This window comes from Streptomyces sp. NPDC060209 (genome assembly GCF_042728155.1).
GTDB lineage: Bacteria > Actinomycetota > Actinomycetes > Streptomycetales > Streptomycetaceae > Streptomyces.
This window is the reverse complement of the sequence record NZ_JBHWZS010000038.1, coordinates 1-25,035: the sequence shown is the minus strand read 5'-3', so window position 1 is coordinate 25,035 and position 25,035 is coordinate 1. Positions and strand designations below refer to the sequence as shown.

The window sequence follows — 25,035 nt, the reverse complement described above, 5'->3', positions numbered from 1 at the left end:
GAACGGTGCTGTCGGGGTCGCTCCGACCGTCCTCGGCAAAGTCGTATCCGTTCTGCGCACCGTCCGGCCAGTCACCGCCAGCACGGGAGCCCTCATGCCCTCATGCTCGACCAGCCACCGCCGCCGACGGTGCCTTCCGCACGGTCTCCTGACGTGACCGTGTCCCCTGTGTCTGTGGGCCCGCCGGAGACCCGGCGGGCCCAAGCGGCCCGGCGCCCGAACGTCGCCCGCGGCCTCAGATCGTCGTGACCACCACGCGCCGGGCGTACGGCGCGCCCTCGAAGTTGTCCACGATCGCCGTGACCTGCACCGGGTCGCCCTCCCCGAACGGGAGATGGTCCCCCCACGCGCGGGCGGTGATCGCCACGGTGCGCTTCTGCCCATCACAGGTCAGCTGGGAGGGCTGCAAGGTCGCGACTCCGCGGGGGCTGTTGATCTGCGAGTCCCGCTCGTCGGCCAGCCGCCAGGCGATGCCCAGGGAGAGGGTTGGGGTCGGGTCGCAGGAGTACGTCACGTCGACTGTGATGCCGTCCTCGTCCTGCGCCGTCGCAGGGGCGTACGTAACCTCGCCCACAGCAACGGTGTTGTCCTTGCCGAAGATGGTCGAGTCATCCCCGGCCAGGGCCGGGGGAGCGGCGGCCAGGGTGCCCGCCCCGGCCAGGAACGCGGTGACGGCGACGACGGAGACGCGGTGTCGCAGAGCTAACGGGTGCATGCTGAACTCTCCTTGTTCACAAGAGGGTTGCCGGTCCAGTCGTGGATCTTCGCAGTCGCCCGGAAACGTGTCCAGAGTGTCTGCCACCGCGACCGCCACCGCGACCACGCCCGCTCTCGCCGGGCTCGAGGAATGCCCATCAGGTCCATCGCATCCCGACGGCGGACAGCTGCTCGGCGCGTTCCGGCGTCAGTGTCGAGGCACGGGTTCGTTGGTTGGCGACCCATGCACCGAGCTTGAGTGGACGCTCCTCTTCCTGGCCATCGCCCGTCCCGGGGACGCTGATTGCCTCGATGTGCTTGCGGGGGACCTTGAGGTGGCGTTCCCGCTCGTAGAACTGCCCGGCGGCGGCGAGATGGATCGCCCACTTCTGGGCTGGCTCATCGAGGGCTTCGGCTTCTCGGCTACGTCGGCAGGCTCGATGCCGAGGACGTGGGTGCACATCCACTGCTGGGCACCGGTGAGCTTGTCCACCCCGTGCGGACCGTCTGAACCCAGCGGCCCAGGTCCTCGCCCTGCACCAGGGCGGGAGCGCAGGGCGGTCCAACCTTCTGGGCACTCTCGCGAGCCGTGCTGCCGGAGGCGGCTTGTACCCTGCACTCATTCAACGATCGGACGATCACGGGTACGGGCATGCGGGCACAGGTGGGCGTCCAGGGGCGGGAGCGCGGGGATTTCGATGAGTGACGCACATCCGATACGAAGCCGCAGACCGGGCCTCTCGGTCGGTGCGCGCATCATCGCCGGGTTTGTCCTCGCCGCGATCGGGGCCGTCGGCGCCTGGCTCCAGCACGACGCTCCCGGCCGGAGTGCGGAGCCGCGTACGGAGTTCACCGCGAACAACCCGCCCGCAGATCTGCCCACCGCGCTCACCACCGGCCAGCACCTCCACTGGTCCCGCTGCACCTCGCCGCCCACCGCGCGCACAGGCTACGACTGCGCCGCCATGAAGGCCCCCCTCGACTACCGGAAACCAGACGGCAGGACGATCGACGTCGCCCTGATCCGCCGCAAGGCCACCGGCCCGAACGCCCGGCGCATCGGCTCGCTCGTCCTCAACTTCGGCGGCCCCGGCGTGTCCGGCGTGAGCGGATTGCCCGCACGCCTCAACCAGTACAAGCCGCTCCTCGACCGCTACGACCTGGTCTCCTTCGACCCGCGTGGTGTTGGCGCGACCATCCCCGTGCGTTGCGGAAAGACCGCGGACGACACCGGCTACGACCGGGCAGACGCCTGCGCCGAGCACTCCGGGGCGCTCCTCCCGTACATCGGCACCTCGCACACCGCGCGCGACCTCAACCTGATGCGCTACCTCCTCGGCGACGAGCAGCTGTACTACTTCGGCGTCTCGTACGGAACGGCGCTCGGCGCGGTCTACGCCCACCTGTACCCGTCGCACGTCGGACGGCTCGTCCTCGAAGCGTCCGTCGATCCGACCGAGGACCTCGACGAGGAGCAGGTGTCACAGGTCAAGGCGGTCCAGGCAGCGTTCGACCGGTTCGCTGCGCACTGCGCGGCCCGTATCCGCCACTGCCCGACCGGCGACGGGCCCGAGGAGGCGGCGCGACGCATGGCGCGCCTGGCCGACCGCCTGGAGAAGAAGCCCGCCTCGGCCGGCGGCGGAAGGAGCCTCGACGCCGACGACCTCGCGTACGCCGTCAGCGACCATCTCGACCTCGGCACAGACGGCTGGTCGCCGCTCGCCAAGGCCCTCACCGCGCTGATCGACCATAACGACGGCCGTCCGCTGAGCAAGGGCGCGGACGACATCGGCTCCGCCGACCGCGCGGCGACCCCGCGCGACAGCAGCCGCGCCGCCCGGATTGCGATCACCTGTGCGGACTCCAGCCTGCGCCCCGGCTTCGAACGCCTCGACAGAGACGCGGCCCGCATCAAAGCCGCCTCACCTGTCTTCGGCGCGGCCTGGTCCACCGGCGTATACCTCTGTTACGACTGGCCGTTCGACGGCGAGCGCGCCACGCCCCAGGTGAACGCCGACGGCGCGGCCCCCGTCCTAGTGGTCGGTGGCACCGGTGACCCGACTACCCCATACCCCGGCGCCCGCCACATGGCCCGCGCCCTGGGCGACAGCGTCGGCGTGCTCCTGACGGCCGAGGAGGAGGGCCACGGCACATACCCGCAGAACCGCTGCGTCACGAAGGCGGTCGACCAATACCTCCGCACGGGCCGCACCCCCGCCCCGGGGACGGTGTGCCGGGGCAGCATGTCCTGATGCCCGTACGGATCCGCCGGGCGGCCGTCAGCACACCGATTCGCTCGCAGGGGCGAGTGCGTTCGTTCCACGACCCACCGCTTGCCGGCTTGCATCGGGGCGCGTACGCCCTTGTGGGCGATCTCACCGGTGAGGTCCAACTCCCGTGGCAGAACGCGGGACTTGTTGCTGTCGTAGCCCCGGTCGAGGTTGACGTTCACGTCATCCGGCGGGGGCCCGACCTGGTATCCCTCGCCTCGACTGCGCAGGGGATCGTGGCAATCCCGGCGTGGATACCTTCGACTACGGTGTCAGCACGATCCTGCCGAAGACCTCGCCCGCGTCCATTTTCTGGTGCGCCAGCACGGCTGCGTCCAGTGGCAGCACCTCGTGCACCACTGTTTCGATCTCGCCCCGGCTCGCTGCGGCGAACTGCTCGCTCCGCACGGCACGCCGGTCGGCTCCGGCGACGGTGGCTGCGCTGAAAGCGGCGAAGGACATCGACTTCTGGAACGCCGCCATGATCTTCGTGCCGAAGTCCGCCGGTGGCTGGCCTGCGACAGCGCCCACGGCCACCATGCGGCCGTTCGGGTTGAGCCGGTCGAAGAACGACGGCATGTCCTTGCCGGCCACCACGTCGATGATGACGTCATAGCCTGCAGGAGCTTGTTCCCCTCCTTCGCCGGAGCGGTCCAGCACGTGGGTCGCGCCGAGACGCCGCAGCTGCTCGCCTCGCTCGGCCGAAGAGGTGGTGACCCCCACCGCAACGGCGCCGCCGCGAGCGGCGAGTTGCACGGCCATGATCCCGATGCTGCCGGCCGCACCACGCACAAGGACCGTCTCCTCGGGCGCGAAGTGGGCGTGGCGGAGCCCGAAGTGGGCCACCACGCCGGAACTGCCGAGTGTCACCGCATCGACTGCTGACAGGTTCACGGGCAGGGGAACGATCTCCTCGACCGGCGCGAGGGCCTGTTCGACGTAGCCTCCGCCGGTGCCGGTGAAGGCCCACACCCGCCCGCCGATCCACGAGGCGTCGACGCCGTCACCGACCGCGGTCACGGTGCCCGCCACCTCGCTGCCCGGGATGTGGCCCTCCTTGAAGCCGTACGCGGCCAGGGCCCCGCTTCGGATCACGGTGTCGACTCCGCCGACGCCCACGGCCTCGGTGGCGATCACCACCTGTCCGGCAGCAGGTACTGGCACCGGCAGGTCGACAACAGCCAGACCTTCAGGACCTCCGTACGTCTGGATCGCGATTGCCTTCAGTGTCGTCTCCCATGTTCTTGGACCGATCAAGTGCGGTCGTGTTCAGTACCCGCCGCCGATCGCCGCCGGCGACGGGAGGGGGTTCACGGCGCGGCAGGGGTTCGGTCCCGGTGCTGTGCGCCCCGATGATCTCGGTGAGCTGCTACGTCTTGAACGCTAACGGACGCCCTCGTCCGTTTAGGTAAAGTGAGAGCATGATCGACCGTTTGCCTCACACCCTGCGTTCCGACGCGCTGGACAACCGCGAGCGCATCCTCGACGCGGCCCGAGCACTGTTCTCCGCCGATGGCCTGGACGTGCCGATGCGGGAGATCGCGCGGCGTGCGGGGGTCGGACCTGCCACCTTGTACCGTCACTTCCCGACCAAGCAGGTGCTGGCCACCGAAGCCTTCGCGGACCAGTTGCGTGCGTGTCGCACCATCGTCGACGACGGGTGCGCCGATCCCGATCCATGGCGTGGCCTCTGCCTCGTGATCGAGCAGATCTGTGAGCTGCACGCGCGGGATCGGGGTTTCAGCGAAGCCTTCATGTCGACCTTCCCGGGGGCGCCGGATGTCGCGGGCCGTGAGTACACGGTGAAAACGGTCGCCGGACTGGCCCAGCGGGCCAAGGACGCAGGGCGCCTGCGGTCCGATTTCGTCCTGGACGACCTCGTTCTCATCCTCATGGCCAACAAGGGGATCCACACGAGATCGACCGACACCCAGGTCATGGCCTCCCGACGCTTCGCAGGGTTGGCGATCCAGGCGTTCGCAGCCTGCCCTCAGCACGCACCACTACCACCAGCGGCACGCCTGGCATCCGCAGCACCGGACAGCGTCTGACCGTGGGCGAGCGGTGTCCACGCTCGACGCGCGGACCACTGAATCCCTTGGAATAGATCATCCAGGGGTGGTGGTGGTTGTGGTGAGTGTATGGGTGCGGTCGCGGGGAACGCGGGCAACACTGTGCTGGCTTTCTGCTTACCCGTCCCGGTGCGAGGTGCCGGGTGTGGTCGCCACCGGGCCCGTGCGGGCGTGGTCGCGGCCTGTAGGCTCCGCGCCCGTGGACGACATACGGCAGACAACCATCACCTACAGGGGAATCCTGACGCGGGAGGAGTTCGACGAGGCCCTCGCAGCGACCGGGTTGTTCCGATACCTGCGGTGGCTCATCGTCGTGGCGGCCGTTTTGATGGCGGCACTGAGCCTGAAGCCCGTTGCTCACAGCGGCTCGGTCAACGCCGGTCTGCTGATTCTCGCCTTTGTCTACGGAGCGCTCGGCCTGTCGCTGCCTTTGCTGCTCGCCGGCCGCATGTTCCGTGCCGACCAGGCCACGGGGGAGAAGCAGGCCACTGTCAACGAGGCCGGCTTCGTCCTCTCCCGCGGCTCCGAGGAACTCATGCGGGTGCCGTGGCGAAGCATGTCCCGCTACTACGAGACGGAGCGGGTCTACGTCTTGACCGGCCGTCTCGGCTGGAAGCCCGGCCTGCTCATCGTGCCCAAGCGGCTGCTCACCACGACCAGCGAGACGGACCTGATGCACCTTCTGCCGCAGGCCATGCTCCGCCGCTCAAAGAACCGACGGACACAGGGCCGTTGACCTCTCCCGGCCGGATCCGGGTTGCAGACTTCTTTCGGAGGCCACGGCAGTGGTGAGCAAGGCGGACAGCGAGGTCCGGCAGCGATGGTGAAGCTCCCGCGGCCGGGGACGCTACCCAGCCCTCAGGCCGTTCGGCAGGGAGTACGGCCACTCACTACGGAATCCGCGAGGTGTCCTCGCGACTGCCAGGCGCCTGGGGCGGGAGTTTCGTCGCCGGTGCCGGACACCAGCCTCTCGCCCCGGGCTCAGACACCTGGCGCACGGGCGGTCGGCGGCGCTGGGGAGGGGCCGAGTTGCGGCCACGCCTGGTCCTCGATCGCCCGCCGCGTGGAGCGCGGCGCGGTCGACGGCGGAACGCTCCATGCGGCGCCGGCGCCGCGACCGGGCAGAAGCGACGCTGCCTCAGACCTGGAAGAGAGCCCGGAAGTTCCGTGGCAAGGGACGTCGCGCTCGGGGCTGCATCCGATGCTGCGCAGGGTGTTGCACCCCTGAAGTCCGACCGCTTGCATTTTCGCTGGTGGGGGCGCAACGCCGCGCGACCGCCGGCGGTCTCGTCGATCCGGCTCGCCGTCGTGATCAGCTCTCGACAGGTACGGGTTCCGTGTGGACCGACACGGCGGTGAGGTAGAGACCGTCGCCGCTGAGCCGGAGCATCGGGGGCAGGCTGTCACCGAGGGCATCCGAAACCTCGGCGGCCGGGTAGCCGAAGAGGTTGATGCCGCGGAGGTCGACTGGGCAGGCGGACGGCCCAGTGAGCGTGAAGGGGTCGCGGGTGAGGCTGATGCCGGCCAGGCCAGGGGTGTCCTGGTGCCAGCCGCGGCGGTCCGTGGTGTCGCCGTATGCGTCGAGCGTCAGGCCCCGGTACTGCGCGCTGAAGGCCCAGCGGGCGCCACAGACCCAACCGTCGCGAACGTCCGCGACGGTGGCGACGGCCCACTGGGCGGTGCGCTCGTCCATGCCGAAGCGGAGGGTGCCGGCACAGCCAGGGAGCCGGAGACCGACTTCGGGGAGCAACTCGAACATGCGGAGATGGTCCCAATGAATGGCACTGCGCCACAAGCCGGAAACGACGATCACCTGCTGCTGACCTCCAAGGGTCGTTTCCTGTTCCTGCAGATCAGGCGGCTCGCGCCAGCTGGCCCGGTCGGGTCGTCGGCGGCTCGGTGAGACGGGCTGACTTGCGGGTAAGCCGCCTGGTCATGAGTGTGATGATGGCCCAGGTGATGAGCGTCTCGGAGTGCTGGACGAGTCGTTCGTAGTCACCCGCGTGACGGCGGGCGTGCATGATCCAGGCCAGACTCCGCTCGACGACCCACCTGCGGGGCGGTACGCCGAATCCGGTCGAGTCCTTGGGGCGCCCCCCCGCCACACTCATGCAGCCGCGTACCGGTGCGCCCGCCCGCCCCGCCACTCCACCCACTCCGGCCGGTCCAGCAGCTGATCCGCATCCGGGAGCCCGGCCCGCCGCAGGAACTCGATGACGTCCTGGTCCTCGTAGGCGAGTCCGGCGATCTGCCCACGGATGGTGACCCGGCGCCCGCCCGTGGAGGAGGGGCGGTGAATGACTATCGGCGCGCTCATCTCTCCAGCGTGCGACGCCCAGCAGGCTCCGGCACCTGGAGGACGGGCCCCGAAAGCAAAGTGGCCGGCACTCTCAGTTCCTCGACGAAGTAATGCTCACGGTGCTCGAGCTGGCAGTCCGGCGTGGAGCGGTACTCATCTCCGAGGAGACACCGGGCGTGCTCGGGCAGAGTTCGGTGCATAACTTTGCGGCTACGTACGGCTCCGTGATCCGCCGGAGTCCTCCGGCTCGTCGGGTTTCTCGGGCGGGGAGCCGGCCCGAGCGGATCCGGCCTCGACCGGTAGCAGCAAGTCGATCGACACGTGCTCGTACGACTTGGTCGATCCGCCGCCCCAGGCTGGGCATCAGGCGTGGAAGGGGCCACGACCCGGACGACGGCGGGGTCTGACAAGGGTCAGTGCGGCAGCGACCGTGGCGGCGTCGTTTTCGTCCCGGCCGGGCAGGATGGCCCGACCGCGCCGGCCATTGACCCGGAGGCCGTGACGCGGCGGGCGGTGGCCTCGATGCGCCTGGACGGTCCGGAGGTCGCCAGTCCCCGGATGGCCGGCACGTACGTGGTCGGCACGCCGATGTGGATGTGGATGTGGGCGACCTCGTCCCCGACGACCTTCGGTCCGATGTCGGCGTCGGCCACGGCTTGGGCCGTCATTGTGACCGCTACGGCCGAGGTCACCCAGGTGCGGTGGGCGATGGGCGACGGCATCACGGTCACCTGCCACGGCCCCGGCACGCCGTTCACCAAGTCGCGGGGCGGCACCCCCTCCCCGGACTGCGGGCACCTCTACGAGCGGCCCCTCTTACGAGCAGCCGGCCGGTACAGGGGCACCGCGATCGCGCACTGGACCGTCGCCTGGACCGCGCCCGCCCTCAACGACGGCGGGACGTTCATCGAGACCCGCGCCACGGAGTTCACCGCCGACGTCCGCGAGGTCCAGGTCGTCAACGACTGACCGGGGCTTCGGCGGACTACCGGGTGGGCTTCGCGACGTGCCCCAGCGCGATGAGGCCGATACCGATGACCAGGAGCGAGGGCGAGCGGGCGTACCAACTGGCCAGCATGAGCAGGGCACCAGCCCCCCAGAGCCGGGGCTGACGGACGTACCGCGGAAGCCGCCGACCAGGCATCCTGCCCAGGAGCAGGGCGTGGATGCCGATCACCGCCCACGTAATGCCAACAGCGAGCATGGCAAGAAGTGCCAAGCCGACGAAGATACCCAGCACCATGACGCCCCCTGCGATGTGGTGGGACCATCCAACCCGAGGGCGTCCCGTGTGTCATCTCCCGGGGTGCTCAAGTGTCCTGCCTCCACCAGAACTGCCCCGCCCTCGACGGCGACAGGAAGTCCACCGGGACCCTGCGAACGCTGTTCAGCATCGATGTCCGCGAGGTCCAGGTCGTCAACAGCAACTGATCCGCCACCCCCGGACCTGCCATGGTGAGTGGAGACCGTCGGTCATGGTGAGACTTCAGGTCGGTCACTCACCACGGCAGGTCAGCGGTGGATGCGGATACGCACCACGACGAATCCGCGGCGCTCCTCGGCTACTGGAAACTCTTGTTGTTTTCCCTTTTTCCGCCGTTGTGGTCTGCCGAGGCACGCCAAGATCTCTCAGCGACCAGTCGTCGCGCCGTGCCCATGAGGGAGCTGCTCGGCGTCGCCCGGGACTCATGCCGACAGTTCGATGGGGTTGATCCGGGCTTTCTCGGCGCCCTGTGAACGGGTCGGCCGGTCCAGTCGGCGGTAACAGATCAGGGCGGCGGCGATCCCGGCGAAGGCCAGGCTTCCGGGCGCGCAGCCACCTGCGCAGGTGGTCGTAGTCGTAGCCCCTGTCACCGTGCAGCTCGGCGGGCCGTCGCCGACAGGCCTAACAACCTGCAGGTATGACCATCAGCGAGCACCTCTCGCCCACCCATCCGACCGGCCTCGGCCACTACAGCCTGAGAGCACCACGTCGACCCCGACGGAACCCAGAGCATGGTGCAAGCTCCAATTGATGCCTGATCTCGCAAGGTCGAATGAAGTGATTCGATTTTCCTGCACCCGAAAAGACGAAATGCGATAAACCAGAACTCCGGGCGAAGCACTCGTGTCCAGGGATCCCCGGCACCCCTTCCCCTGCCACCACGGTGACCACTCCCGCACCCCACGGAGCCAGACGGCAACCGCCGCCGCTCGTCCCCGTGTCGACCCGGTGAAAGTGGGCCACTCCTCGGCTCGACGGAGGGCGACAGGACGGACCCACGCGGACGTCCACATCGCACTCGAGCGCGCGCCAAACGCGCACCACATCAGCGTGATCCGGCCGTTCTCGCGCAGGTGGGCGATGGTCTCGGCGTGGCTGCCGCCGAAGTCCGGATAGGCCAGGGTTGACTCGTCCAGTACCCCCGGAGTGTCCGCCCGGCCCTTGGGCGACAGGTTCACGCACCCGTCGGCGGCGAGCGGGGCCGTGGCGGTGAACAAGACCGGCCGGCTCTCGATGAACGTCCGCAGCCTGCCGCCGATCCTCTCGTAGGCCTTTCCCGTGAGTCACAGCGTCGCCGACCGTCCTGCTGCAACCAGGACTACGGGCGCCGGGGCTCCCCGGAACGGGGTGTCGTGACTCTCTCTTGCGAAGGTGGGATTGGTGGTGGCAAAGCCCCGGTCCGTGGTGCCGCTGCTCGCGGTCTGCGCGGGCTACTTCATGGTCATCCTGGACGTGACCATCATCAACGTCGCCGTTCCCGTCGTGGGCCGGGAGTTGTCGGCCTCGCTCACCGGAATCCAGTGGATCACCGACGGCTACACGCTGGCCTTCGCCGGCCTGCTGCTCACCGGCGGCGCGCTCGGGGACCGGCTGGGCAACCGCCGGATCTTCTGCACCGGGGTCGTGGTGTTCACTGCGGCCTCGGCCGGCTGCGGGCTGGCCCAGCACACCGGGACCCTGGTCGCCGCGCGGCTGCTGGAGGGAGCCGGCGCAGCACTGATCGTGCCCGGCTCACTCGCCCTCCTCCAGCAGGCCTACCCCTCGCCCGCCGAGCGCTCCCGCGCCTTCGGACTCTGGGGCTCGATGGCCGGCATCGCCGCCTCCGCCGGCCCCCTCCTCGGCGGACTCCTCGTCACCACCGTCGGCTGGCGATGGGTGTTCTTCATCAACCTGCCCATCGGATGCGCCTGCCTGCTGCTGACCCTGCGCAACGTAGCCCCCTCGCCCCGGGACACCGGCCGCTCCCTGGACTGGCCGGCCCAAGGCACGATCTTCGCCACGGTGGCTCTGCTGACCGCCGTCCTGAACGAGGCCGGACGACGCGGCTGGACAGACCCGCTGATCCTCGCCGGGGCCGGCCTGTGCGTGCTGGCCGCCGCCCTATTCGTCCTGCGCGAGCACCTGGCCCGCACTCCCGTACTGCCGCTGCGACTGCTGCGCTCGCGTACGCTGAGCGGCTCGGCGGTGATCGGCCTGCTGTTCAACTTCGCCTTCTACGGCATGATCTTCACCGCCAGCCTGTACTTCCAGCAGCACCGCGGCCTGAGCGCACTGCACACCGGGCTCGCCCTCTTCCCCGCAGTCGCCATGACGATGTTCGCCTCGGTCCTGTCCGGGCGCCTCGCACGACGCACCGGACACCGCCCGCTGGTGGTCTCCGGCATACTGCTGGCAGCTGCGGGCCTGGCCGGCTGGGCAGCCGCCGGGACGGACACGGGCTACCCGCTGCTCGTCGCACCGATGATGGCAGCCGGATTCGGCACTTCCTTCGCCCTCACCGGCTCGACCACCACCGTCATGACAGCCGCACCCGAGGGCTTCTCCGGCACCGCCTCCGCCCTGTTCAACACCAACCGCCAAGTAGGCAGCGCCGCAGGCGTCGCACTGGGCGGCTCACTGCTCGCAGCGACCGGTGACTTCGCAGCGGGGCTGCGAACCAGCATGGTCATCGGCGCGCTCGCCTATCTGGCAGCCGCCGCCCTCGCGCTCTCCTGCATCCCGCCGAAGGAGACCCACCACACCACTGGCTGAAGTACCGCCGACGACAGGTGAGAGTCGCGGGAGGGTCACGAAAGTGTCGTGGAGCGAGGCCGTCACACGGGCAGGCGCGAGTGACGTTGACGAGAGCATCGTGCGCCCGCCCGACCAGGCTCCTCAGTCGGAACCGGCGCAAGGCGTGGTGAACCAGTATCAATGCGAGTGGATGTCTGTTGCTGTGGGCCGGTACCCGCGGCAACGCTGGGTCCGGGTTCCGGAGCTTTGCCGGTCCGGGAAACTCACCACGGAGCCCGGCTCGCCCTGCTGTTCTGAATGGCCCTCACCCGCCGGCCGGGCAGAGCAGAGCGTCCAACCGCCCGCCACTCGTACCCACCTGCAACCGCAGGGCGCCACCACGCGCGAAAGCGGCATCAGCATCACCACTCCAGCCCCCCCTCGATCACGTCTGCGCAGCACCCTTCAGTAGTGCCCAGGTGCTCTTGGTGAGTCGGGTAGGCCCCTCGACGCACTTCGCAGGACGCTGTCCGCTGCGAAACCGCTCGAAGTGATGAGTGCCGCTCGCGAACGCCAGCAGCGGGAGGAGGCCATCGGCTGACCGCCGGGCCCTGGCAGACTGCGTCGCATGAGCCCAATGACGCCCGCCCGCGCCCTCCTATTGGTCACCAGCGGCATAGCCTGCCTGGCCACCGCGGCAAGCGCGCTGGTGGGCCTCATCATCGAAGGCCCGCTCGCTGCCCTGATCCTGGGGGTCAGCATGGGGGCCGGAAGCACCATCGGAGCCTTCCTCGTACGGCGGCGCGCAATGGCCGCCCACGCGCGTGCCAGGACAGCAGTGATGGCGCACGGCTACGCCGAGGGCATCGCCCAATACGTCCTGCTGATCGTCTCCAACTACGAAGCCGCCGTCTTCCCCCGGACCGGCCCCCACGGCGTCACCCCCGAGGAACGCGCCGCGCGCCGCACCGACGCCTACAAGATCGCCGCCGAGGAAGAAGTGCCGCACCGGGTACGTGAGGCAGCAGCCGACGCCTTGGCCGCCCTGGACGACGGCGACCACAACCGCTCCGCCGCTGCTCAGACCGCGCTCATCATCGCCGTGCACGAACACGCCAAGCAGCCCGTTCCGCTGCCCCCAGGACGGTAGCCGCCGCCCCTGTGCATTTTCACTTCCTCGCTTCGCCGCGTGCCCACGGCCGTCACCGGCGGTCCAGCGCGTGCGCAGGGCGGGAGACCTCGAGTCAGGCCTCGCGACGCCGGACAGGACCCGCAGACTCCGTGCGCCAGGCCTGCTACCCCGCGACGGTGAAGGCCGCGCCCGGTGCGCAGCACTCAGAAGCTGACCACCGTCGGCCAGCAGGCCACGGCGAGCCGCCCCCGATCCTCCAGCGAGAGCTGCCAGGGCGGCGCGTCGGCCTCCTCGCGTCGCAGTGCGGTCACCAACTTGCCGAAGACGCCGGGTGTCAGCCCGGTGAGTGGAGCTTCCAGGACGACTGCGGCTTCTCCGTCAGCACCAACGGGTGCGTGGGCAGTTCCAGTTTCCTCCGCTGCCACCGGAGGAACCTCCGGATCCGTCCGAGCTGTCCGGCATGCCGTTCGGGAAGGTGCTGTTGCGATTTCGGTCGCCGGGGAACGGGTCGCGGTAGTCAGGGTCGCCGTCGTCGTCCCGGTCCGGAAGTCCTGCACGGTCATCGTCCTCCCTATTCAGCTTCGGGCAACCGTTCCCAGGGACAGTCAATTCCAGGGTCACCCACATGCCGAGGGTGATCTCCCCACCCTCGGCCGGGTCGCTCACGCAGACGCGCCAGTCGTCGTACTCGCCCTCGTCGGGCAGTGTGTCATTGACGTACGCAGTGTCCGCCCGCACGTGGTCGTCCTTGACGATCTTGAGGCTGACGACCTCCTCGTGTGCGGTTTTCCAGGTCTTCCAGACCAGATCCGGCATCGTCGGCCACGGAATGGCTCCGCCGTCCGTCTCAGGGCACGGCGCGCCGGTCTGCACCGCGCCGAAGTCGATCGTCTTGGTGTCGGACCGGGTCCAGCCCGTTTCCTGGAAACAGACGGTCCAGTTGGACCGCATCCAGATGCTCTTGTCGTCATCTGACGCGTTGTGGTCGCCCACACCGAACCCGGCGGCCTCAGCATTGTCCCGCGCCTCGTCCAGCCGCAGACTCCGGTAGTCAGCGGCCTTCGGCAGGGGCTTGGGCGTTGACTCCCCTTCGTCCGCAGCGGGCGAGGGCGTCGGCGTGGTCGGGAGGACTGCGGTACGTTCCTTCGCCGTCGCCTTCCCGTCCGCCTGCGTAGTGGTCTCCGGGTCCGGGACAACCGCGCCGAGCAGCGCCATGGCCGCAATAGTCGCGGCCACCTTCATGCTCTTCTGCCAGGGAGTGCCCTTCCAGATCAGGACGATCGCGAGGACCAGCACCAAGAACCCGAGGAACGCATTGATCAGCCCGAACAGGGGCACGGCGAGTACGAAGCCGACGCGGGCCGGGGTGGTTAGCCACCACCGAGGGCCGCGCGGCACCGGGGGGTGAGCGGGCGGCAGGGCCGGAGGGGCGGGCGGGTGTTGCATGGTCGGTGTTCTTTTCTGAAGCAGGGCTGACGGTTCCGCGAGGTCACTCAGGCCGTCTGTTGAGTGATGGCATCGTACAGAGCGCACGAGAAGGGCATAAACCTAGAGCAGTGGGTGGAAGTCGCCGTCCATGCTGTATCGCTCAGGGTCTGTTGAGGGCCCGGTTTGCAGAAGAGGCCTGTCGGGGACCTTTGAGATGACCGTGGGCGTTGCTGGGGCCGTTGTTGCCGATCACAGTGTTGGCCCGGCCGACTGCACCCTTGGCCCCGTCTCGTGGCTGGTCGCTGGAGCAGCTCGACGAGCCCGAGCTGGTCGAGGTGTCGCAGCTCGTCGCCGAGGACGAGTCGCTCGAGGTCTCCCAGGCGGGGGAGCCCGGGTCGGTGCTCGGCCCCGGCCCTGCCGGCATGGGCCGGGCTGTGCTCGAGGCGGGGCGGCGGTCTCGCCGGTTGGCGTGTGCCATGTCGTCAGTATTGCCTCCTGCCTAAAGCGTGTTGCAGAATGCTCGCAAAGATCACGCAGGAGCCCAGCCGCAAGAACGAACCAGGGCGAGCGGCAGCAAAAAGCAGGGCATAGCGAATCGCTCGCGAGCGCAGATCATGGCCGGAATCGACCCCTGATCTTCTTCTGCAACACGCTTTAAGGGCTGTCCCGTAATCCCCCGGCGGGCGCACGACGACAGCTACGGCACCCTCGCCGCGTTGTCGGCTCGCCCGAATACGCCAGTATGAGGACGCCCCTCCGCCTTGCGATGCACCGCATCTGACGCCGCGCGCTGATCCACCGGGCATTACGGGACAGCCCTTAGACGTCGTTTCTTATGGCGTGGGTCCTGCCTGCTGGCTGGCTTGGAGCACCTGCTAGAACCCAGCTATGACATACAGATTCACCGCTCGTGTAGTAGCAGCAGGGGTCGAACGCGACAACGACGTGATGCAAGCGGGCGTCGCCGAAGATGAGGCTGGCGATGGCTTCTTCCTGCTCTTCATGAGCAATATCGGCGAGCCGTCCCGTCAGAACGTGACTCTGGGGCTCGACAGCCACTGCCTCGTGACGCAGGACCAAGGGACGGCCTACGGCTGTGTCCGGGAGGTGACCTTGTCGAACGGGCTGCTCACAGTGTCGCTGGACCCTGCTTCGCTGGACGATCTGGGGCTGGAGGACACGAAGATCGAAGCAGAGCTCGATGTGCCGGACGAGGACATCGAGCGGATGCGCGACGTGCTCGTTCAAGTGCTGGCGTTCGGGCGAGAAGAAGCCCGGCCCCAGCGCGTGGATCTGTAGGTTCGCGTCTGCATCAAAGTCGCCGGTAGCCGAGGAGGACGGCAGCGATACCGACGAACGCAAGGAAGTGCTCCGGCTTGCGCTCATAAGGGCGATGAAGGCGGCGGCAGCCGGCCAGCCAGGACACCGTGCGCTCGACCACCCAGCGGTGTCGACCGAGGCGCTGTGAGGACTCAATGCCTCTGCGGGCGATTCGAGGCGTGATGCCGCGAGAGCGTAGCCATCGCCGCGGGTGGTCGTAGTCGTAACCCTTGTCACCGTGAAGCTTGGCCGGTCGTCTGCGTCGTGGTCCGCGGCGTGAACGGATGGGGGGGATGCCGCGGACGAGGGGTTCCAGCCCTTGGCTGTCGTGGGTGTTCGCGCCGGAGATCCCCAGAGACAGCGGCAGTCCGTTCCGGTCCGTGATCAAGTGAATCTTCGATCCCAACTTGCCACGGTCGGTCGGATTCGGTCCTGTCAGTGGCCCCCTTTTGTGGCCCGGAGGCTGACGGAATCGATCGCGCAGCGCGACCAGTCCAGTTCGCCTCGGGCACCGAGTCCATCAAGAACGACACGGTGGAGCCGGGCCCAGACCCGGTCCCGGCTCCACTGGGCGAAACGCCGGTACACCGTCTGCCAGCACGGACCGAACACCGGAGGCAACTGCCTCCACGTGCAGCCCGACGTCGTCACGAACACGATTGCGGCCAGGGCCTCACGGTCACCCGCCCGACGCCGGCCTCCGCCCTGCGGGCGAGTCGCCTCCGTCACAGGCACCACCCGCCGAAACAGCACCCACAACTCATCCGGCACCAGCCGCTCAACCAGATCCGTCATACACCGCTCAACAACCGACAACCGCCATAAGAAACGACGTCTTAGCTGATCGAACCCGTTCGTGAGGGGAAGTGATGGCTATGGCTGCGCGGCGGGGGCGTCGATCGAGGGCGTGGGTGCCGCGGCCTCGATCAAGTCGTCCATCTCGCTGATCTCCTGGGTGCTGTACGAGGCTTCGAAACGACGATGCTCGATGCCGCCCCGTCGGAACCCTGATGCAGCGACCAGAAAGACGGCTTCGAACAGCAGAGCCGCGAGGGAACCGCCCGTGACGAAGAACGACCACCTGGCTAGGCCCGGTTCCGGTCCTGCGTCGGCCGTCCCGGCCCACCTGAAGATGCGCATCATCGAGGACAGAAGCATCCAGCACAGGACGAAATATGCAAGTGTGGCCAGCGTGTAGGGCCAATATCGGCGCGGCAGCATCCGGTGTCGCCACGGAAAGATCTGGGGTTCCGCTGGGGGCTTGGCTGCGATTAGATCGGCCGTCGAGGGCTCGCTTCCGTTTCGTCGCGCCTCGATCATCTGACCGATGCGCCCATATCGCTCTTGGGTGTCGGCCATCAGTTGGTCGATGTATTTTCGAAGCACGGCCCCGTACTGGATGGTGGCTACCAGGAGCACGCCAGCGTTCACGCTGGTCATGATCGCCGCATAGTCGTGGCTCATGGCCCAGGCCAATTGTCCCCCCGAATGCTCGACCGGTCGATGCCCGTCTATGCATACCGGGTCCGGTGTGGGGATGGCCGAGGATTCGTGAAGTTGCTGGCACGCTCGTCGAGAGGTCATCGGCGGGCGCTGGTCTACCCTTCGCGGTACGCCGCTGGGTTTGGGCCGGGCGGGTCTGCTGGATCATCAGGGGCCACCGCATGGCAACGAAGGCTTTCGCCCTCAACACCGAGCCGCATGTCGCCGACGTCAACAGCACCGAATTGTCGTTTTTGGCGGGGGTGATGGGCGACGATTTCATGGACGCCCATGTCGGCCTGCACAGCGAGCGATCGGCGTCGACAACCTCGAGGAGCTCGACCCGCAGGCGCTGCGGAAGGTGTATGCGCCGCCTGATGCTTTCGGAGTCGGCGGAGCTGCTGACCAAGCTCCAGGTGCTCCATGCCGGCAAGGTTCTCGAGACCTTCACTGACCGTGAGGCGGCCGAGGAGTTCGCGGCGACGGTCAAGGGCGGGGCCGCGCCACGTACGCCCTGCGCCTCCCCGACCGCGTGCTGGCGGAACTCATGGAGTGGGTCGTCGAGCTGTACAGCGATGGAAGCGCCCTCCCACGTCGTCCTCCGGAGCGACGGCCCAGGAGCTGTTGGACGAGCCGTTCGCGCGCTGCCGTGAGGGTCCTGGAGACGCTGTTCGACGACCGGCGGCTGGCGCCATCGTGGACGCTGTGCCCGCGACCACGGACGCCGCGGTCGCGGGGGAGTGGCTGCGCGAGTGGACTGACGTCCCTGGCGTCGAAGCTGTGTTGCAGCCAGGGTTTGGTTGACCGATTGATCACTATGTTGCCGGTCTGGAGCTCTACCTGTCACGACCGCCTCTGTCCCAGAGCCCTGCGTAGGTCACGCCGAATCCTGTAGCAACACCTGCGTTCGGTCTCTACAGTCGCCACATGGCCGCCGAGGACGAGAGCCCAAGTCCGCCCGACATCGCCGTGATGCTCAAAGAGCAAACCAGTGCCTGCAAGGCAGCACGCGACGCCATCGCCGCGGGAGGCGAGGTCGTGCTCTACGACGGACAGCCGCCACAGTGGATGGTCGTCGGCATCGCTGCGACGAGGCTGAAGCGGTCGTTGAAGATCGGTCTGGCGACCCTCGGCCTCGACGAGACCGTTGAGATCCTCCGCGCTCGGCACCGCGACGAGCAATTGCGTACCGGCAACATCATCGCAGCAGACCGGTCTTGGTTCTTCACCTTGTACTTCGACTCCACCGGGACCGAGCTCTTGGCATGCAGCGGCCTCAAACGCGAGCGTCCCTCGCAGGAGGATGGTCAGGAGCTCCAGCTGTAGAGGCCGCCACCGTTGTTCACCGAAGACGCCGCGGGCCGGGCAACACCTTGCAGGACTGCCAGCAGGTCATCGTCGGTCATGTCGTCTCCGTCCTCGGATCGGAGGCGCGTGGTCCAGCGGCTTGCGAGTTCTTCGAGTTCGGCGGAGCTCGCGTTGGCCAGTGCTCGGGTCAGCCGCTTCGGCAGAGCGAACACCTCAACGCCATCGTTCAAGGGGGCGGTGCCCCACTCCGGCCACGCCACCCAAGGAGCTGTTCGACCGGTGGAGCCTCGGCCGATGTCACGGTGTGTTGGGGCGGGCGTCACGGCCAGGTGGAGGCCGTAGTGCCCGGCTGATGGGTGGTGGTGCCCCAGGCTGGCTCCCTCGTACGGGTCATCGACAGCTCCGGGGAGGACAGCGCTGGAGAGTGGGCCCCGCTCGTCCGGTCCCTGGGAGGCCGGGTTATCGAGGCCGGCTCGTTCACGCTCAACCCGTGCAGCGAGCTCTTCCCGCCGGAGGTGAGTGAGCAGTTGGTCCGCTCGTTCATCGTCGCGGTAGAGCCCAGCGCGCTCACCTCCCAGGCGACGCACGCTCTTCAGCACGCGCTGAATCACCCCAAGGCCACCTCGCTCAACGGGCTCATGGACGCCCTGGCCTCCCCGGAGGACGGCAAGGTGGCCGGCCGCAAGGCTCACCGACTGGGGAGAGGGCGCCGCAATCGCGCTGTCCCGCTACACCGAAGGCTCGCTGCGCGGCCTCTTCGACGGCCAGGACACGAGCCCCCCATAGACCTACCGATCCTGGCTCTACGCCCAGCCAGACCTGCGAGCTGAAGCCGAGCGCCTGCGGGCAGCACGCCGCCGAGCACCCGCGTCCCGATTCCGGCACGCCAGCGGACCTCCGACGCCTCCCTGCTACGGCGATGCGAGGCAGCGAACACCCGCCTCCGGCAACGAACGGAGGAGAACCGCCGCTTTCGCGACCAACTGGTCAGCGCACTTGCCGAACAACGAGCCGAGAGAATCACAACCAATCAAGCGAGGGGACGACGATGACGACCGCCGACGAGCAGGACCGACTACTGCGGGGACCCAGAACCGCTCTCGAACAAGCCCGGCGGAACCCGGGGACGTGGGCGGACCTCGCCTACTGCGGCGTTCAGGACACCGACGCAGGTCCCGTGACCGACCGCAACAGAGCCGCCCGCTTCGCGGTTCTGTGGGCATTGCAATACGACCGCCGCCCACAGGACCTACCGCTCCTGCGCTTCCTCCTCCAACAGCAGACCACCTTCTACCAGGAGGCCGTCCCCTGGGGACTGGGCCCAGACCTGACGCTGGCCGGCTTCCTGGTCGCCGAGCACCGGCAGGCGGAGGACCTTTGGCTGCACTGGACCGCGAAGAACATCAGCTTCGACGCGGCTCTCGGCTACCACCTCTACCACTTGCTCACCGGAGGTGCCGCAGCTACCGCCGAGCTGGTACGAGCCAGCGCCCACCCTGACCGTGACCGCATCCTGGGCGACATCACCGCGGACCGCCACACCGATGTCGCCGTTGAGGAGTGGCTGGATCAGCAACGCGAACGGTTCCCGGCCGACCCGGCCGACGAGAGTCTGAACACATGGGCCCACCACGCAGCGCGCCTCGGCGAACGCGAGGCATCCCGCCTGTTCATGACCGAGTGGGCCGCCAGCGAGCCTCGAACCGACAACTCGCTCAACACACTGCAGTTCCACTTGGCCCAACTCGGCTACCTCACCGAGGCAGTGGCGGTACAGAAGGAGGCCATCGCGCTCTGCGACAGTCCACCGGAGTCGAGCCTCAAGGCCGGCAAGCTGCTGAGTCTGGTCAGATTGGAACGGCAGGCCGGCGACTTCACAGGCGCATGGCGATCCCTGCAGGCAGCCGGGCAGGTGCTCTCGGGAGTCCCGGACTGGCCGTGGATGGGCATGTGGCAGGCATTCGTCAAGGAGTACTTCCAACTCGTTCCAGTTGCGCCAGACGAGCACCAAGGTCGGTTGCTGCTGGACGAGGGCGACCGGCATCTACGAGATGCTCCGCAGAAGTGGCTGGGCGGGGTACTCGACTCGGCGATAGCGGCAGCTGAGCACCTCAACGACAACGACAAACTCAGCCGATACCAAGTCCTGCGAGACGGGGATCAACACCAGCAAGAGCAACGGCCGTCACTTCGATCGGCGGAGCCATCATGAGGGGCTGGCCGGCGCCCGTGAGGTTCAACCGTCCAAGCGAACCACCGTGTCACCACCGGTTGCAGCCGTCTCATCACGATAGCGATCAAGTGGGGCGCTGGGCGCCGACGATCACCGTGCTCCGCTCGTCGAGTACACCGTCTTCCACGCAATGGCCCAGTTCAATGGCTCAGAGGATGGTCAAACTCAAGATGATCCAGCAGCAGGTCGGCCACGATCACGCCTCCACCACCGCGATCTACAGGTGCGTCCCGTCCGACTTCCGCACACGCTCCCTGCATCGTGTCCTGGACGCCACCATCGAGGCCTGTCTGCGGTCAGGAAGGTCGTCCTGATGCCACGCCAGATCAGCTACGGGTGGCGCCTGCGTGAGCTGATGGCCGCCCGCGGCATGTTCACCGTCGCCGAGCTCATAGCGCACCTGACCGAAGCGACATCACACTGTCCTCCTCCCAGGTCCACCGTCTGGTCTCAGGCACCCGGAGCGCCGTGCTGGCCACCCTCTGCGACATCCTCGACTGCACGCCCACCGAACTGATCGCCACATCGGCCCAGAACCTCCCGGCCCGCCGCGCCGCCGGCGAAGAGGCGCCGATCACCCGGGCCGCCCGCCGACCCACACGGGTCCGGCTGACGCCCGAGGGGTGAGCGGTGACGCCCGAGGAGTACGAGCGGGCGCAATGCCGTGGTCAAGGAAGCAACCCCTACGGTTGGCGAGGTTCCTGAGTCTCGGCGCCATCCCCAGTCGGCCGTCAAGCGCCGGCTTCGCCCGCAGGGCCTGACCCGATACGACGAAGTCGGAGATCTCGCCCTCCGCCGCGCGTCCGCTTTCGTCCGTGGCAGCCCTTTCACCGGCATCGCCCCTCAGCTACGGCTGGGCCGAGCTGATCACCAGGAGCTGGTCTCAGCAGTCGTGGGTGTCGCAAACGACTGTCCACCCGCTGATGGGAAGCGAACGACCCTGTGGGCCGCCCGCCCGAGCGGCGCGAGCAGCAGTCGCCACCCTGAGCCGAACTTGCTTCGCTGACTGCGCGGGCGCCTCCTGCGCTGCTGTATGCAGGCCGAGCGCAAGGAGCGCCGGCCAGGTCAGCATGCCTGCATTCGCCACTTCGTCGTCGAGCACCCCTGAGGCTGGAGCTCCGCGGCCGTCCCTACTGAGCAGCAGCAGGCTCAGTGGCGGCAGGAGTGTAGTACACGGAGCGGCCCTGCTTGGAGCGCTCCAGGAGGCCGCGGGCAACCCCCTGCTCCAGGGCGTTGCGCACGACCGTCGCCTGCACCTTGCGCTGGGGGTGGGCTTCGGTCAGTGCGGCGGAAACCTCGGCGGCGGACTTCGGCTCGCTCTGCCCGGCCAGGTAACTGCCGGCCAGCGCAGCCCAGGTCTCTTCGACCGCACTCTTGGCCGTCGTGGCCTTCACCGCAGGAGCCTTGGCATCGGCCTTCTTCGAAGACTTGGCCTTGCCCGGCGCCTTCTGCTGCGCTGTCGCGCTCTTCCCACGGCGCGCCGCAGGGACCGAAGCCTTCTTCTTGCCCTTGCCGCTTTCCGCGGCCGGCTTATCGGGGCCGCCCAGCACGACCTGCATCTTCACCAGGACCTGCTCGCCCTCCTGGAGCTGGCGGAGCTCGCCCTCCAGCCGGGCCAGTTCGGCACGCACCCGCTCCTGCTCGGTCCTGGTGGCCGCGAGGTCTTCGGTAACCCTCTGCGCGTAACCGGCGGTGACTGTGGAGGTTGCAGTGACTTCGGACATGAGGCCCTCATCTTTCGGAAATATGAGTGGGATGATCCCCCGATGCTACTCACACATCCATGCGGGCAACTTCCCAGTGGTGACTCACTACCCGCCGAAGGCACCTTGCGATGGCCCTGAGCGAGGACAACTCCGCTTCTCAGGACGGCTCGTACGCGACCGGAACCTCGCGGGAACCACTTTCGACTTGATGGCCTTGCCCTGAAACTCGCTGTCCGACGTGGTATTCGTTTCTGCGGGGCAGGTCGTGCCGTCTTGAGGGAAAAGTTGACTGGGGAGATAAGAAGGTTCGTGGCCTGCAGAAGCCTGCAAGGTATCCGCGATTGGGCATTGGAGTGCGATCCGTTGCCCTGCTGCCGGCCGCAGCGTATGGCCAGCTGTGCTGGATGACACGGCTGCTTGATCGCTCCTGAACCACGTCCCCCCGTCCTGGTCCTGGTCTGACCTCGCCGTTTCGTGTTGCGGTCAACCAGCAGCCGGCCTCAACCCGCATACCATGTCCGTCGCCCCGACGGGGGTATTGCGGGTGGCGCCGTGCCGCTGGGTGAGCGCCGGCCCTATGGTCTGGACGGCCGTGGCTGATGAACGCTGTCGCACCAGGAAATGGGCTCTCGTGTTCGATGCCGGGCGCCCGGCAGAGGTAAGGGAAATGACGCAAACTTGGAGGTTGTCTCACGTGGCAAGTTTCGCGAGCTTCTTGTAGCAGGTCAGGGCGGCGGCACTGGCCACGCATCGGCCCTGCCAGTCGTTGCGGACCACGTACGGGATCTTGAGACCACGAGCAGCCCATGGCAGGCTCATGCCGCATGATCGATGAATTCGCGAAAGACAACCTGTACGGGAGACTGCGGCGGGACCGCAAGGCGCTGCTCTGGAAACTCGACGGCTTGTCCGAATACGACGCCCGCCGACCTTTGACAGCGACTGGGACCAACCTCCTCGGCCTGGTCAAACATGTGGCCACCGTCGAGGCCAGGTACTTCGGCGAGGTCTTCGACCGCCCTTCCCCGGAACCGCTGCCCCGGTGGCAGGACTCCAACGGCAGCGATCTGTGGGCGATCGAGGGCGAGACCCGCGATCAGATCATCGGGTTCTACCGGCGCACGTGGGAACACTCGGACGCGACGATCAATGAGCTTTCCCTCGACGCCCCCGGCCACGTGCCGTGGTGGCCGGAGCCTTATGCCGACACGAACCTGTTCGACATCTTGGTCCATGTCCTCGGCGAGTCCATCCGGCATGCCGGGCACGCCGATATCCTGCGCGAGGGCCTCGACGGCCGGACCGGGTTGCGCGCCGAACACGAGAAGCAGATCGACGAGGAAGCCCGTGCAGCCTACTGCGCGAAGATCGAGCAGGCTGCTAGGTCGGCTGCACCAGTCAAGGCTCAGAGGGCGTCTCACGTGACGTGATGCAGTGGTGCACGCGCTGACCGGCGGCTGTGCCTGGCGGCATCTGCCGCCGCCGTTCGGCACGTCGCCCGTCACCGCGCATCGCCGCTTCACGGTATGGACCGAGTCCGGACTGCGGCGTCGGCTGCACCGGGCGGTGCTGGACGAACTCGGGGCCCGCGGCGAGGTGGACTGGACCTCGGCGATCGTCGACGCGGCCTCCGTTCGCGCCAAAGGGAGGATCGCTGACCGGGCCGAACCCGGTCGATCGCGGCAAAAAAGGGTAGCAAGCTGCACGTGCTGTCCGATGCCCAGGGCATCCCGCTCGCCGTCGCCGTGTCCGGGCGCGAACATGTACGACAGCCTCGCCCTCAAGCCGCTCATCCGCGGCATACCCGCCGTCCGGTGCCGCCGGGGACCACGGCGGCGCAGCCCGTCAAACTCCGCGCGGACAAGGCGTACTTATCCGTCGAACACCTGGCCTGGCTACGCGAGCGCGGGCTCGTCGCGCGCATCGCGCAGTCCGGCATCGAGTCCGGCGAACGCCTCGTCAGGCACCACTGGAAGATCGAACGGTCGATCGCCTGGCTCTTCGGCTACCGGCGCCTCACCGTCCTATACGAACGAAAGGGCTCGCACTTCCTCGCCTTCCTCGGCCTGGCCGCCGCCCTGACCTGCTACACGAAGCTCGCGACACTTGCCACGTGAGACACCCTCTCAATATGGCACCGTGTCGTCGCGACGAGATTCGACAGACTCGCGGTCCGCAGTGAGGCAACTGTCCTCATCGTGGCCATCAATGAGTGGCTGTAGTCCGCATGCGCCTGCCATTCGTGGAGCACCTGGGATCGAGCGCAAAAGTGCGTTACCTACCGATGGAACCGTCAGCCTGCTCACGAAGGATGTCGGCGTGGCCTGCATGGCGGGCCGTCTCTTCGATCATGTGCACCAGCACCCACCGCATCGGTCGCACAGTGCCCGCTTTGCCTGCCGCCCGAGCACACGGATGGTTCAAGTTGCCACAACGCTTGATGATTTCGTCGGACCGTTCAATGGCACCGAGGTAGGCAGCGAGAAGGCTGTCCACGGTGTCACCCTCGGAGAGATCCATGCTGAAATCCGGATGCTCGACATCGGCACCCTCGAAGGCCCAGGCAAACCAGTAAAGCTCCGCCGCCGTCAGGTGTTTGACCAGGCCGAAAACGCTGGTGCCAGAGGACACCCCGGGCGTTCGCCCCTGCCTGTCATCAAGGCCCTGCGCCTTCGCAACCACTGCTTCACGGACGTAGTTCAAGAACGTGAGTAATGTCGACTTCTCGTCGGAGTCGCTGCCAGGTGGGCCTACGTCGCGGCGTCGTTGCGTCTCTGTCATCGGGGCACACTAGCTTGATCCACTTTCGAAACGCATCCTAAAGCGTGTTGCAGAACGCTCGCAAGGATCACGTAGGAGCCCAGCCGCAAGAACGAACTGGGGGCGATAGGCAGCGAAAAGCAGGGCATAGCGAATCGCTCGCGAGCGCAGATCATGGCCGGAATCGACCCCTGAATCTTCTTCTGCAACACGCTTTAAGGGCTGTCTCGTAATGCCCGGTGGAATAGCGCGCGGCGACAGATGCGGTGCATCGCAAGGCGGAGGGGCGTCCTCATACTGGGCGCATTCGGGCGACCCGACAACGCGGCGAGGTGCCGTAACTGTCGTCGTGC

The 25,035-nt window shown here is 67.7% G+C and carries 27 protein-coding genes and 5 pseudogenes; 16 read left to right on the top strand and 16 right to left on the bottom strand.

The window, feature by feature from the left end:
• Positions 1-235 precede the first annotated feature (235 nt).
• A complete protein-coding gene (locus ACFWFI_RS10670) occupies positions 236-715 on the bottom strand; it encodes a hypothetical protein (RefSeq protein WP_387387779.1) in 480 nt (159 codons plus the stop codon).
• Between the two features lie 139 nt (positions 716-854).
• Complete coding sequence (locus tag ACFWFI_RS10665; protein ID WP_387387778.1) at positions 855-1,157, bottom strand: helicase associated domain-containing protein; 303 nt, start codon at positions 1,155-1,157, stop codon at positions 855-857.
• Positions 1,158-1,394: 237 nt separating this feature from the next.
• Between ACFWFI_RS10665 and ACFWFI_RS10660 the strand changes: the two genes are divergently transcribed.
• Positions 1,395-2,948 carry an alpha/beta hydrolase gene (locus tag ACFWFI_RS10660; protein WP_387387776.1) on the top strand — a complete coding sequence of 518 codons (1,554 nt, stop codon included), beginning with the start codon at positions 1,395-1,397 and terminating at the stop codon, positions 2,946-2,948.
• Positions 2,949-2,968: 20 nt separating this feature from the next.
• Here ACFWFI_RS10660 and ACFWFI_RS10655 read toward each other — a convergent pair.
• Together ACFWFI_RS10655 and ACFWFI_RS10650 are read right to left on the bottom strand one after the other, a co-directional pair.
• Positions 2,969-3,172 (bottom strand): annotated as a pseudogene (locus tag ACFWFI_RS10655) (IS5/IS1182 family transposase); the annotation flags it as partial.
• 58 nt (positions 3,173-3,230) lie between these two features.
• On the bottom strand, positions 3,231-4,193 hold the full coding sequence (locus tag ACFWFI_RS10650; RefSeq protein WP_387387804.1) for a zinc-dependent alcohol dehydrogenase family protein: 963 nt from the start codon (positions 4,191-4,193) through the stop codon (positions 3,231-3,233).
• A gap of 194 nt (positions 4,194-4,387) precedes the next feature.
• On the opposite strand from ACFWFI_RS10650, the gene ACFWFI_RS10645 reads away from it, so the two are divergent.
• Both ACFWFI_RS10645 and ACFWFI_RS10640 read left to right on the top strand, forming a co-directional pair.
• Entirely contained in the window at positions 4,388-5,017 is a 630-nt protein-coding gene (locus ACFWFI_RS10645; protein ID WP_387387774.1) for a TetR/AcrR family transcriptional regulator, read from the top strand.
• Between the two features lie 220 nt (positions 5,018-5,237).
• Positions 5,238-5,774: a YcxB family protein gene (locus ACFWFI_RS10640; protein ID WP_387387773.1), complete on the top strand. Its 537-nt coding sequence runs from the start codon at positions 5,238-5,240 to the stop codon at positions 5,772-5,774.
• Positions 5,775-6,350: 576 nt separating this feature from the next.
• Here ACFWFI_RS10640 and ACFWFI_RS10635 read toward each other — a convergent pair.
• The 3 genes and pseudogenes from ACFWFI_RS10635 to ACFWFI_RS10625 all read right to left on the bottom strand — a co-directional run bounded on the left by ACFWFI_RS10635 (position 6,351) and on the right by ACFWFI_RS10625 (position 7,355).
• A complete protein-coding gene (locus tag ACFWFI_RS10635; RefSeq protein WP_387387771.1) occupies positions 6,351-6,797 on the bottom strand; it encodes a hypothetical protein in 447 nt (148 codons plus the stop codon).
• A 94-nt stretch (positions 6,798-6,891) separates the two neighbouring features.
• Positions 6,892-7,131 (bottom strand): annotated as a pseudogene (locus tag ACFWFI_RS10630) (hypothetical protein); the annotation flags it as partial.
• Between the two features lie 14 nt (positions 7,132-7,145).
• Positions 7,146-7,355 carry a hypothetical protein gene (locus tag ACFWFI_RS10625; protein WP_387387770.1) on the bottom strand — a complete coding sequence of 70 codons (210 nt, stop codon included), beginning with the start codon at positions 7,353-7,355 and terminating at the stop codon, positions 7,146-7,148.
• A 480-nt stretch (positions 7,356-7,835) separates the two neighbouring features.
• Between ACFWFI_RS10625 and ACFWFI_RS10620 the strand changes: the two genes are divergently transcribed.
• On the top strand, positions 7,836-8,306 hold the full coding sequence (locus ACFWFI_RS10620; protein ID WP_387387768.1) for an ATP/GTP-binding protein: 471 nt from the start codon (positions 7,836-7,838) through the stop codon (positions 8,304-8,306).
• A 16-nt stretch (positions 8,307-8,322) separates the two neighbouring features.
• Here ACFWFI_RS10620 and ACFWFI_RS10615 read toward each other — a convergent pair whose 3' ends face one another.
• Together ACFWFI_RS10615 and ACFWFI_RS10610 are read right to left on the bottom strand one after the other, a co-directional pair.
• Positions 8,323-8,580, bottom strand: coding sequence for a hypothetical protein (locus ACFWFI_RS10615; protein ID WP_387387767.1), 258 nt, complete (start codon positions 8,578-8,580; stop codon positions 8,323-8,325).
• A 1,048-nt stretch (positions 8,581-9,628) separates the two neighbouring features.
• Positions 9,629-9,860 (bottom strand): annotated as a pseudogene (locus ACFWFI_RS10610) (pyridoxamine 5'-phosphate oxidase family protein); the annotation flags it as partial.
• 121 nt (positions 9,861-9,981) lie between these two features.
• Here ACFWFI_RS10610 and ACFWFI_RS10605 point away from each other — a divergent pair.
• Together ACFWFI_RS10605 and ACFWFI_RS10600 are read left to right on the top strand one after the other, a co-directional pair.
• The gene (locus ACFWFI_RS10605; RefSeq protein ID WP_387387765.1) at positions 9,982-11,352 is read left to right on the top strand and encodes an MFS transporter; all 1,371 of its coding nucleotides are present in this window, start codon (positions 9,982-9,984) and stop codon (positions 11,350-11,352) included.
• 589 nt (positions 11,353-11,941) lie between these two features.
• Entirely contained in the window at positions 11,942-12,463 is a 522-nt protein-coding gene (locus tag ACFWFI_RS10600) for a hypothetical protein (protein WP_387387764.1), read from the top strand.
• A 200-nt stretch (positions 12,464-12,663) separates the two neighbouring features.
• On the opposite strand, the pseudogene ACFWFI_RS10595 reads toward ACFWFI_RS10600, so the two are convergent.
• Both ACFWFI_RS10595 and ACFWFI_RS10590 read right to left on the bottom strand, forming a co-directional pair.
• Positions 12,664-12,804 (bottom strand): annotated as a pseudogene (locus tag ACFWFI_RS10595) (IS5/IS1182 family transposase); the annotation flags it as partial.
• A 19-nt stretch (positions 12,805-12,823) separates the two neighbouring features.
• A complete protein-coding gene (locus tag ACFWFI_RS10590; protein WP_387387762.1) occupies positions 12,824-13,891 on the bottom strand; it encodes a hypothetical protein in 1,068 nt (355 codons plus the stop codon).
• Positions 13,892-14,151: 260 nt separating this feature from the next.
• Between ACFWFI_RS10590 and ACFWFI_RS10585 the strand changes: the two genes are divergently transcribed.
• Positions 14,152-14,376, top strand: coding sequence for a hypothetical protein (locus tag ACFWFI_RS10585; RefSeq protein WP_387387761.1), 225 nt, complete (start codon positions 14,152-14,154; stop codon positions 14,374-14,376).
• Between the two features lie 385 nt (positions 14,377-14,761).
• Positions 14,762-15,172, top strand: coding sequence for an Imm10 family immunity protein (locus tag ACFWFI_RS10580; protein ID WP_387387760.1), 411 nt, complete (start codon positions 14,762-14,764; stop codon positions 15,170-15,172).
• A gap of 13 nt (positions 15,173-15,185) precedes the next feature.
• On the opposite strand, the gene ACFWFI_RS10575 is transcribed toward ACFWFI_RS10580, so the two are convergent.
• Together ACFWFI_RS10575 and ACFWFI_RS10570 are read right to left on the bottom strand one after the other, a co-directional pair.
• Positions 15,186-15,988 (bottom strand): IS5 family transposase gene (locus ACFWFI_RS10575; protein WP_387387759.1). Its coding sequence is split into 2 segments (ribosomal slippage): positions 15,186-15,631 and positions 15,631-15,988, totalling 804 coding nucleotides; the frame shifts between segments, so codons are not numbered across the junction.
• Positions 15,989-16,066: 78 nt separating this feature from the next.
• Positions 16,067-16,657 carry a hypothetical protein gene (locus ACFWFI_RS10570; protein ID WP_387387758.1) on the bottom strand — a complete coding sequence of 197 codons (591 nt, stop codon included), beginning with the start codon at positions 16,655-16,657 and terminating at the stop codon, positions 16,067-16,069.
• 200 nt (positions 16,658-16,857) lie between these two features.
• Between ACFWFI_RS10570 and ACFWFI_RS10565 the strand changes: the two genes are divergently transcribed.
• The 5 genes from ACFWFI_RS10565 (at position 16,858) to ACFWFI_RS10545 (ending at position 20,843) form a co-directional block, all read left to right on the top strand.
• Positions 16,858-17,328: a hypothetical protein gene (locus ACFWFI_RS10565; protein ID WP_387387756.1), complete on the top strand. Its 471-nt coding sequence runs from the start codon at positions 16,858-16,860 to the stop codon at positions 17,326-17,328.
• A 274-nt stretch (positions 17,329-17,602) separates the two neighbouring features.
• Positions 17,603-18,001: a hypothetical protein gene (locus ACFWFI_RS10560; protein ID WP_387387755.1), complete on the top strand. Its 399-nt coding sequence runs from the start codon at positions 17,603-17,605 to the stop codon at positions 17,999-18,001.
• 1,159 nt (positions 18,002-19,160) lie between these two features.
• A complete protein-coding gene (locus tag ACFWFI_RS10555; RefSeq protein ID WP_387387753.1) occupies positions 19,161-20,195 on the top strand; it encodes a hypothetical protein in 1,035 nt (344 codons plus the stop codon).
• 176 nt (positions 20,196-20,371) lie between these two features.
• Complete coding sequence (locus ACFWFI_RS10550) at positions 20,372-20,530, top strand: hypothetical protein (protein ID WP_387387752.1); 159 nt, start codon at positions 20,372-20,374, stop codon at positions 20,528-20,530.
• A gap of 100 nt (positions 20,531-20,630) precedes the next feature.
• Positions 20,631-20,843, top strand: a complete 213-nt coding sequence (locus tag ACFWFI_RS10545) for a helix-turn-helix domain-containing protein (protein WP_387387803.1) — start codon at positions 20,631-20,633, stop codon at positions 20,841-20,843.
• Positions 20,844-21,346: 503 nt separating this feature from the next.
• Here ACFWFI_RS10545 and ACFWFI_RS10540 read toward each other — a convergent pair.
• Together ACFWFI_RS10540 and ACFWFI_RS10535 are read right to left on the bottom strand one after the other, a co-directional pair.
• Positions 21,347-21,940, bottom strand: coding sequence for a hypothetical protein (locus ACFWFI_RS10540; protein ID WP_387387751.1), 594 nt, complete (start codon positions 21,938-21,940; stop codon positions 21,347-21,349).
• 672 nt (positions 21,941-22,612) lie between these two features.
• Positions 22,613-22,741, bottom strand: coding sequence for a hypothetical protein (locus tag ACFWFI_RS10535; protein ID WP_387387749.1), 129 nt, complete (start codon positions 22,739-22,741; stop codon positions 22,613-22,615).
• Between the two features lie 5 nt (positions 22,742-22,746).
• On the opposite strand from ACFWFI_RS10535, the gene ACFWFI_RS10530 reads away from it, so the two are divergent.
• The 3 genes and pseudogenes from ACFWFI_RS10530 (at position 22,747) to ACFWFI_RS10520 (ending at position 24,039) form a co-directional block, all read left to right on the top strand.
• Complete coding sequence (locus tag ACFWFI_RS10530) at positions 22,747-23,352, top strand: DinB family protein (RefSeq protein ID WP_387387748.1); 606 nt, start codon at positions 22,747-22,749, stop codon at positions 23,350-23,352.
• Positions 23,353-23,557: 205 nt separating this feature from the next.
• A pseudogene (locus ACFWFI_RS10525) lies at positions 23,558-23,661 on the top strand (IS5/IS1182 family transposase); the annotation flags it as partial.
• Between the two features lie 6 nt (positions 23,662-23,667).
• A complete protein-coding gene (locus tag ACFWFI_RS10520) occupies positions 23,668-24,039 on the top strand; it encodes a transposase (protein WP_387387802.1) in 372 nt (123 codons plus the stop codon).
• Positions 24,040-24,196: 157 nt separating this feature from the next.
• On the opposite strand, the gene ACFWFI_RS10515 is transcribed toward ACFWFI_RS10520, so the two are convergent.
• Positions 24,197-24,703 (bottom strand): DinB family protein, encoded by a 507-nt coding sequence (locus ACFWFI_RS10515; RefSeq protein ID WP_387387747.1) that lies wholly within the window; start codon positions 24,701-24,703, stop codon positions 24,197-24,199.
• Positions 24,704-25,035: the final 332 nt, after the last annotated feature.

What these genes read in the sequence shown, in the direction of transcription:
- ACFWFI_RS10670 (WP_387387779.1), bottom strand. Translation starts at nt 715, where the DNA reads ATGCACCCGTTAGCTCTGCGACACCGCGTCTCCGTCGTCGCCGTCACC.
- ACFWFI_RS10660 (WP_387387776.1), top strand. Translation starts at nt 1,395, where the DNA reads ATGAGTGACGCACATCCGATACGAAGCCGCAGACCGGGCCTCTCGGTC.
- ACFWFI_RS10645 (WP_387387774.1), top strand. Translation starts at nt 4,388, where the DNA reads ATGATCGACCGTTTGCCTCACACCCTGCGTTCCGACGCGCTGGACAAC.
- ACFWFI_RS10635 (WP_387387771.1), bottom strand. Translation starts at nt 6,797, where the DNA reads ATGTTCGAGTTGCTCCCCGAAGTCGGTCTCCGGCTCCCTGGCTGTGCC.
- ACFWFI_RS10625 (WP_387387770.1), bottom strand. Translation starts at nt 7,355, where the DNA reads ATGAGCGCGCCGATAGTCATTCACCGCCCCTCCTCCACGGGCGGGCGC.
- ACFWFI_RS10615 (WP_387387767.1), bottom strand. Translation starts at nt 8,580, where the DNA reads ATGGTGCTGGGTATCTTCGTCGGCTTGGCACTTCTTGCCATGCTCGCT.
- ACFWFI_RS10600 (WP_387387764.1), top strand. Translation starts at nt 11,942, where the DNA reads ATGAGCCCAATGACGCCCGCCCGCGCCCTCCTATTGGTCACCAGCGGC.
- ACFWFI_RS10590 (WP_387387762.1), bottom strand. Translation starts at nt 13,891, where the DNA reads ATGCAACACCCGCCCGCCCCTCCGGCCCTGCCGCCCGCTCACCCCCCG.
- ACFWFI_RS10580 (WP_387387760.1), top strand. Translation starts at nt 14,762, where the DNA reads ATGACATACAGATTCACCGCTCGTGTAGTAGCAGCAGGGGTCGAACGC.
- ACFWFI_RS10570 (WP_387387758.1), bottom strand. Translation starts at nt 16,657, where the DNA reads ATGAGCCACGACTATGCGGCGATCATGACCAGCGTGAACGCTGGCGTG.
- ACFWFI_RS10565 (WP_387387756.1), top strand. Translation starts at nt 16,858, where the DNA reads ATGGCAACGAAGGCTTTCGCCCTCAACACCGAGCCGCATGTCGCCGAC.
- ACFWFI_RS10560 (WP_387387755.1), top strand. Translation starts at nt 17,603, where the DNA reads ATGGCCGCCGAGGACGAGAGCCCAAGTCCGCCCGACATCGCCGTGATG.
- ACFWFI_RS10550 (WP_387387752.1), top strand. Translation starts at nt 20,372, where the DNA reads ATGGTCAAACTCAAGATGATCCAGCAGCAGGTCGGCCACGATCACGCC.
- ACFWFI_RS10540 (WP_387387751.1), bottom strand. Translation starts at nt 21,940, where the DNA reads ATGTCCGAAGTCACTGCAACCTCCACAGTCACCGCCGGTTACGCGCAG.
- ACFWFI_RS10535 (WP_387387749.1), bottom strand. Translation starts at nt 22,741, where the DNA reads ATGAGCCTGCCATGGGCTGCTCGTGGTCTCAAGATCCCGTACGTGGTC.
- ACFWFI_RS10530 (WP_387387748.1), top strand. Translation starts at nt 22,747, where the DNA reads ATGATCGATGAATTCGCGAAAGACAACCTGTACGGGAGACTGCGGCGG.
- ACFWFI_RS10515 (WP_387387747.1), bottom strand. Translation starts at nt 24,703, where the DNA reads ATGACAGAGACGCAACGACGCCGCGACGTAGGCCCACCTGGCAGCGAC.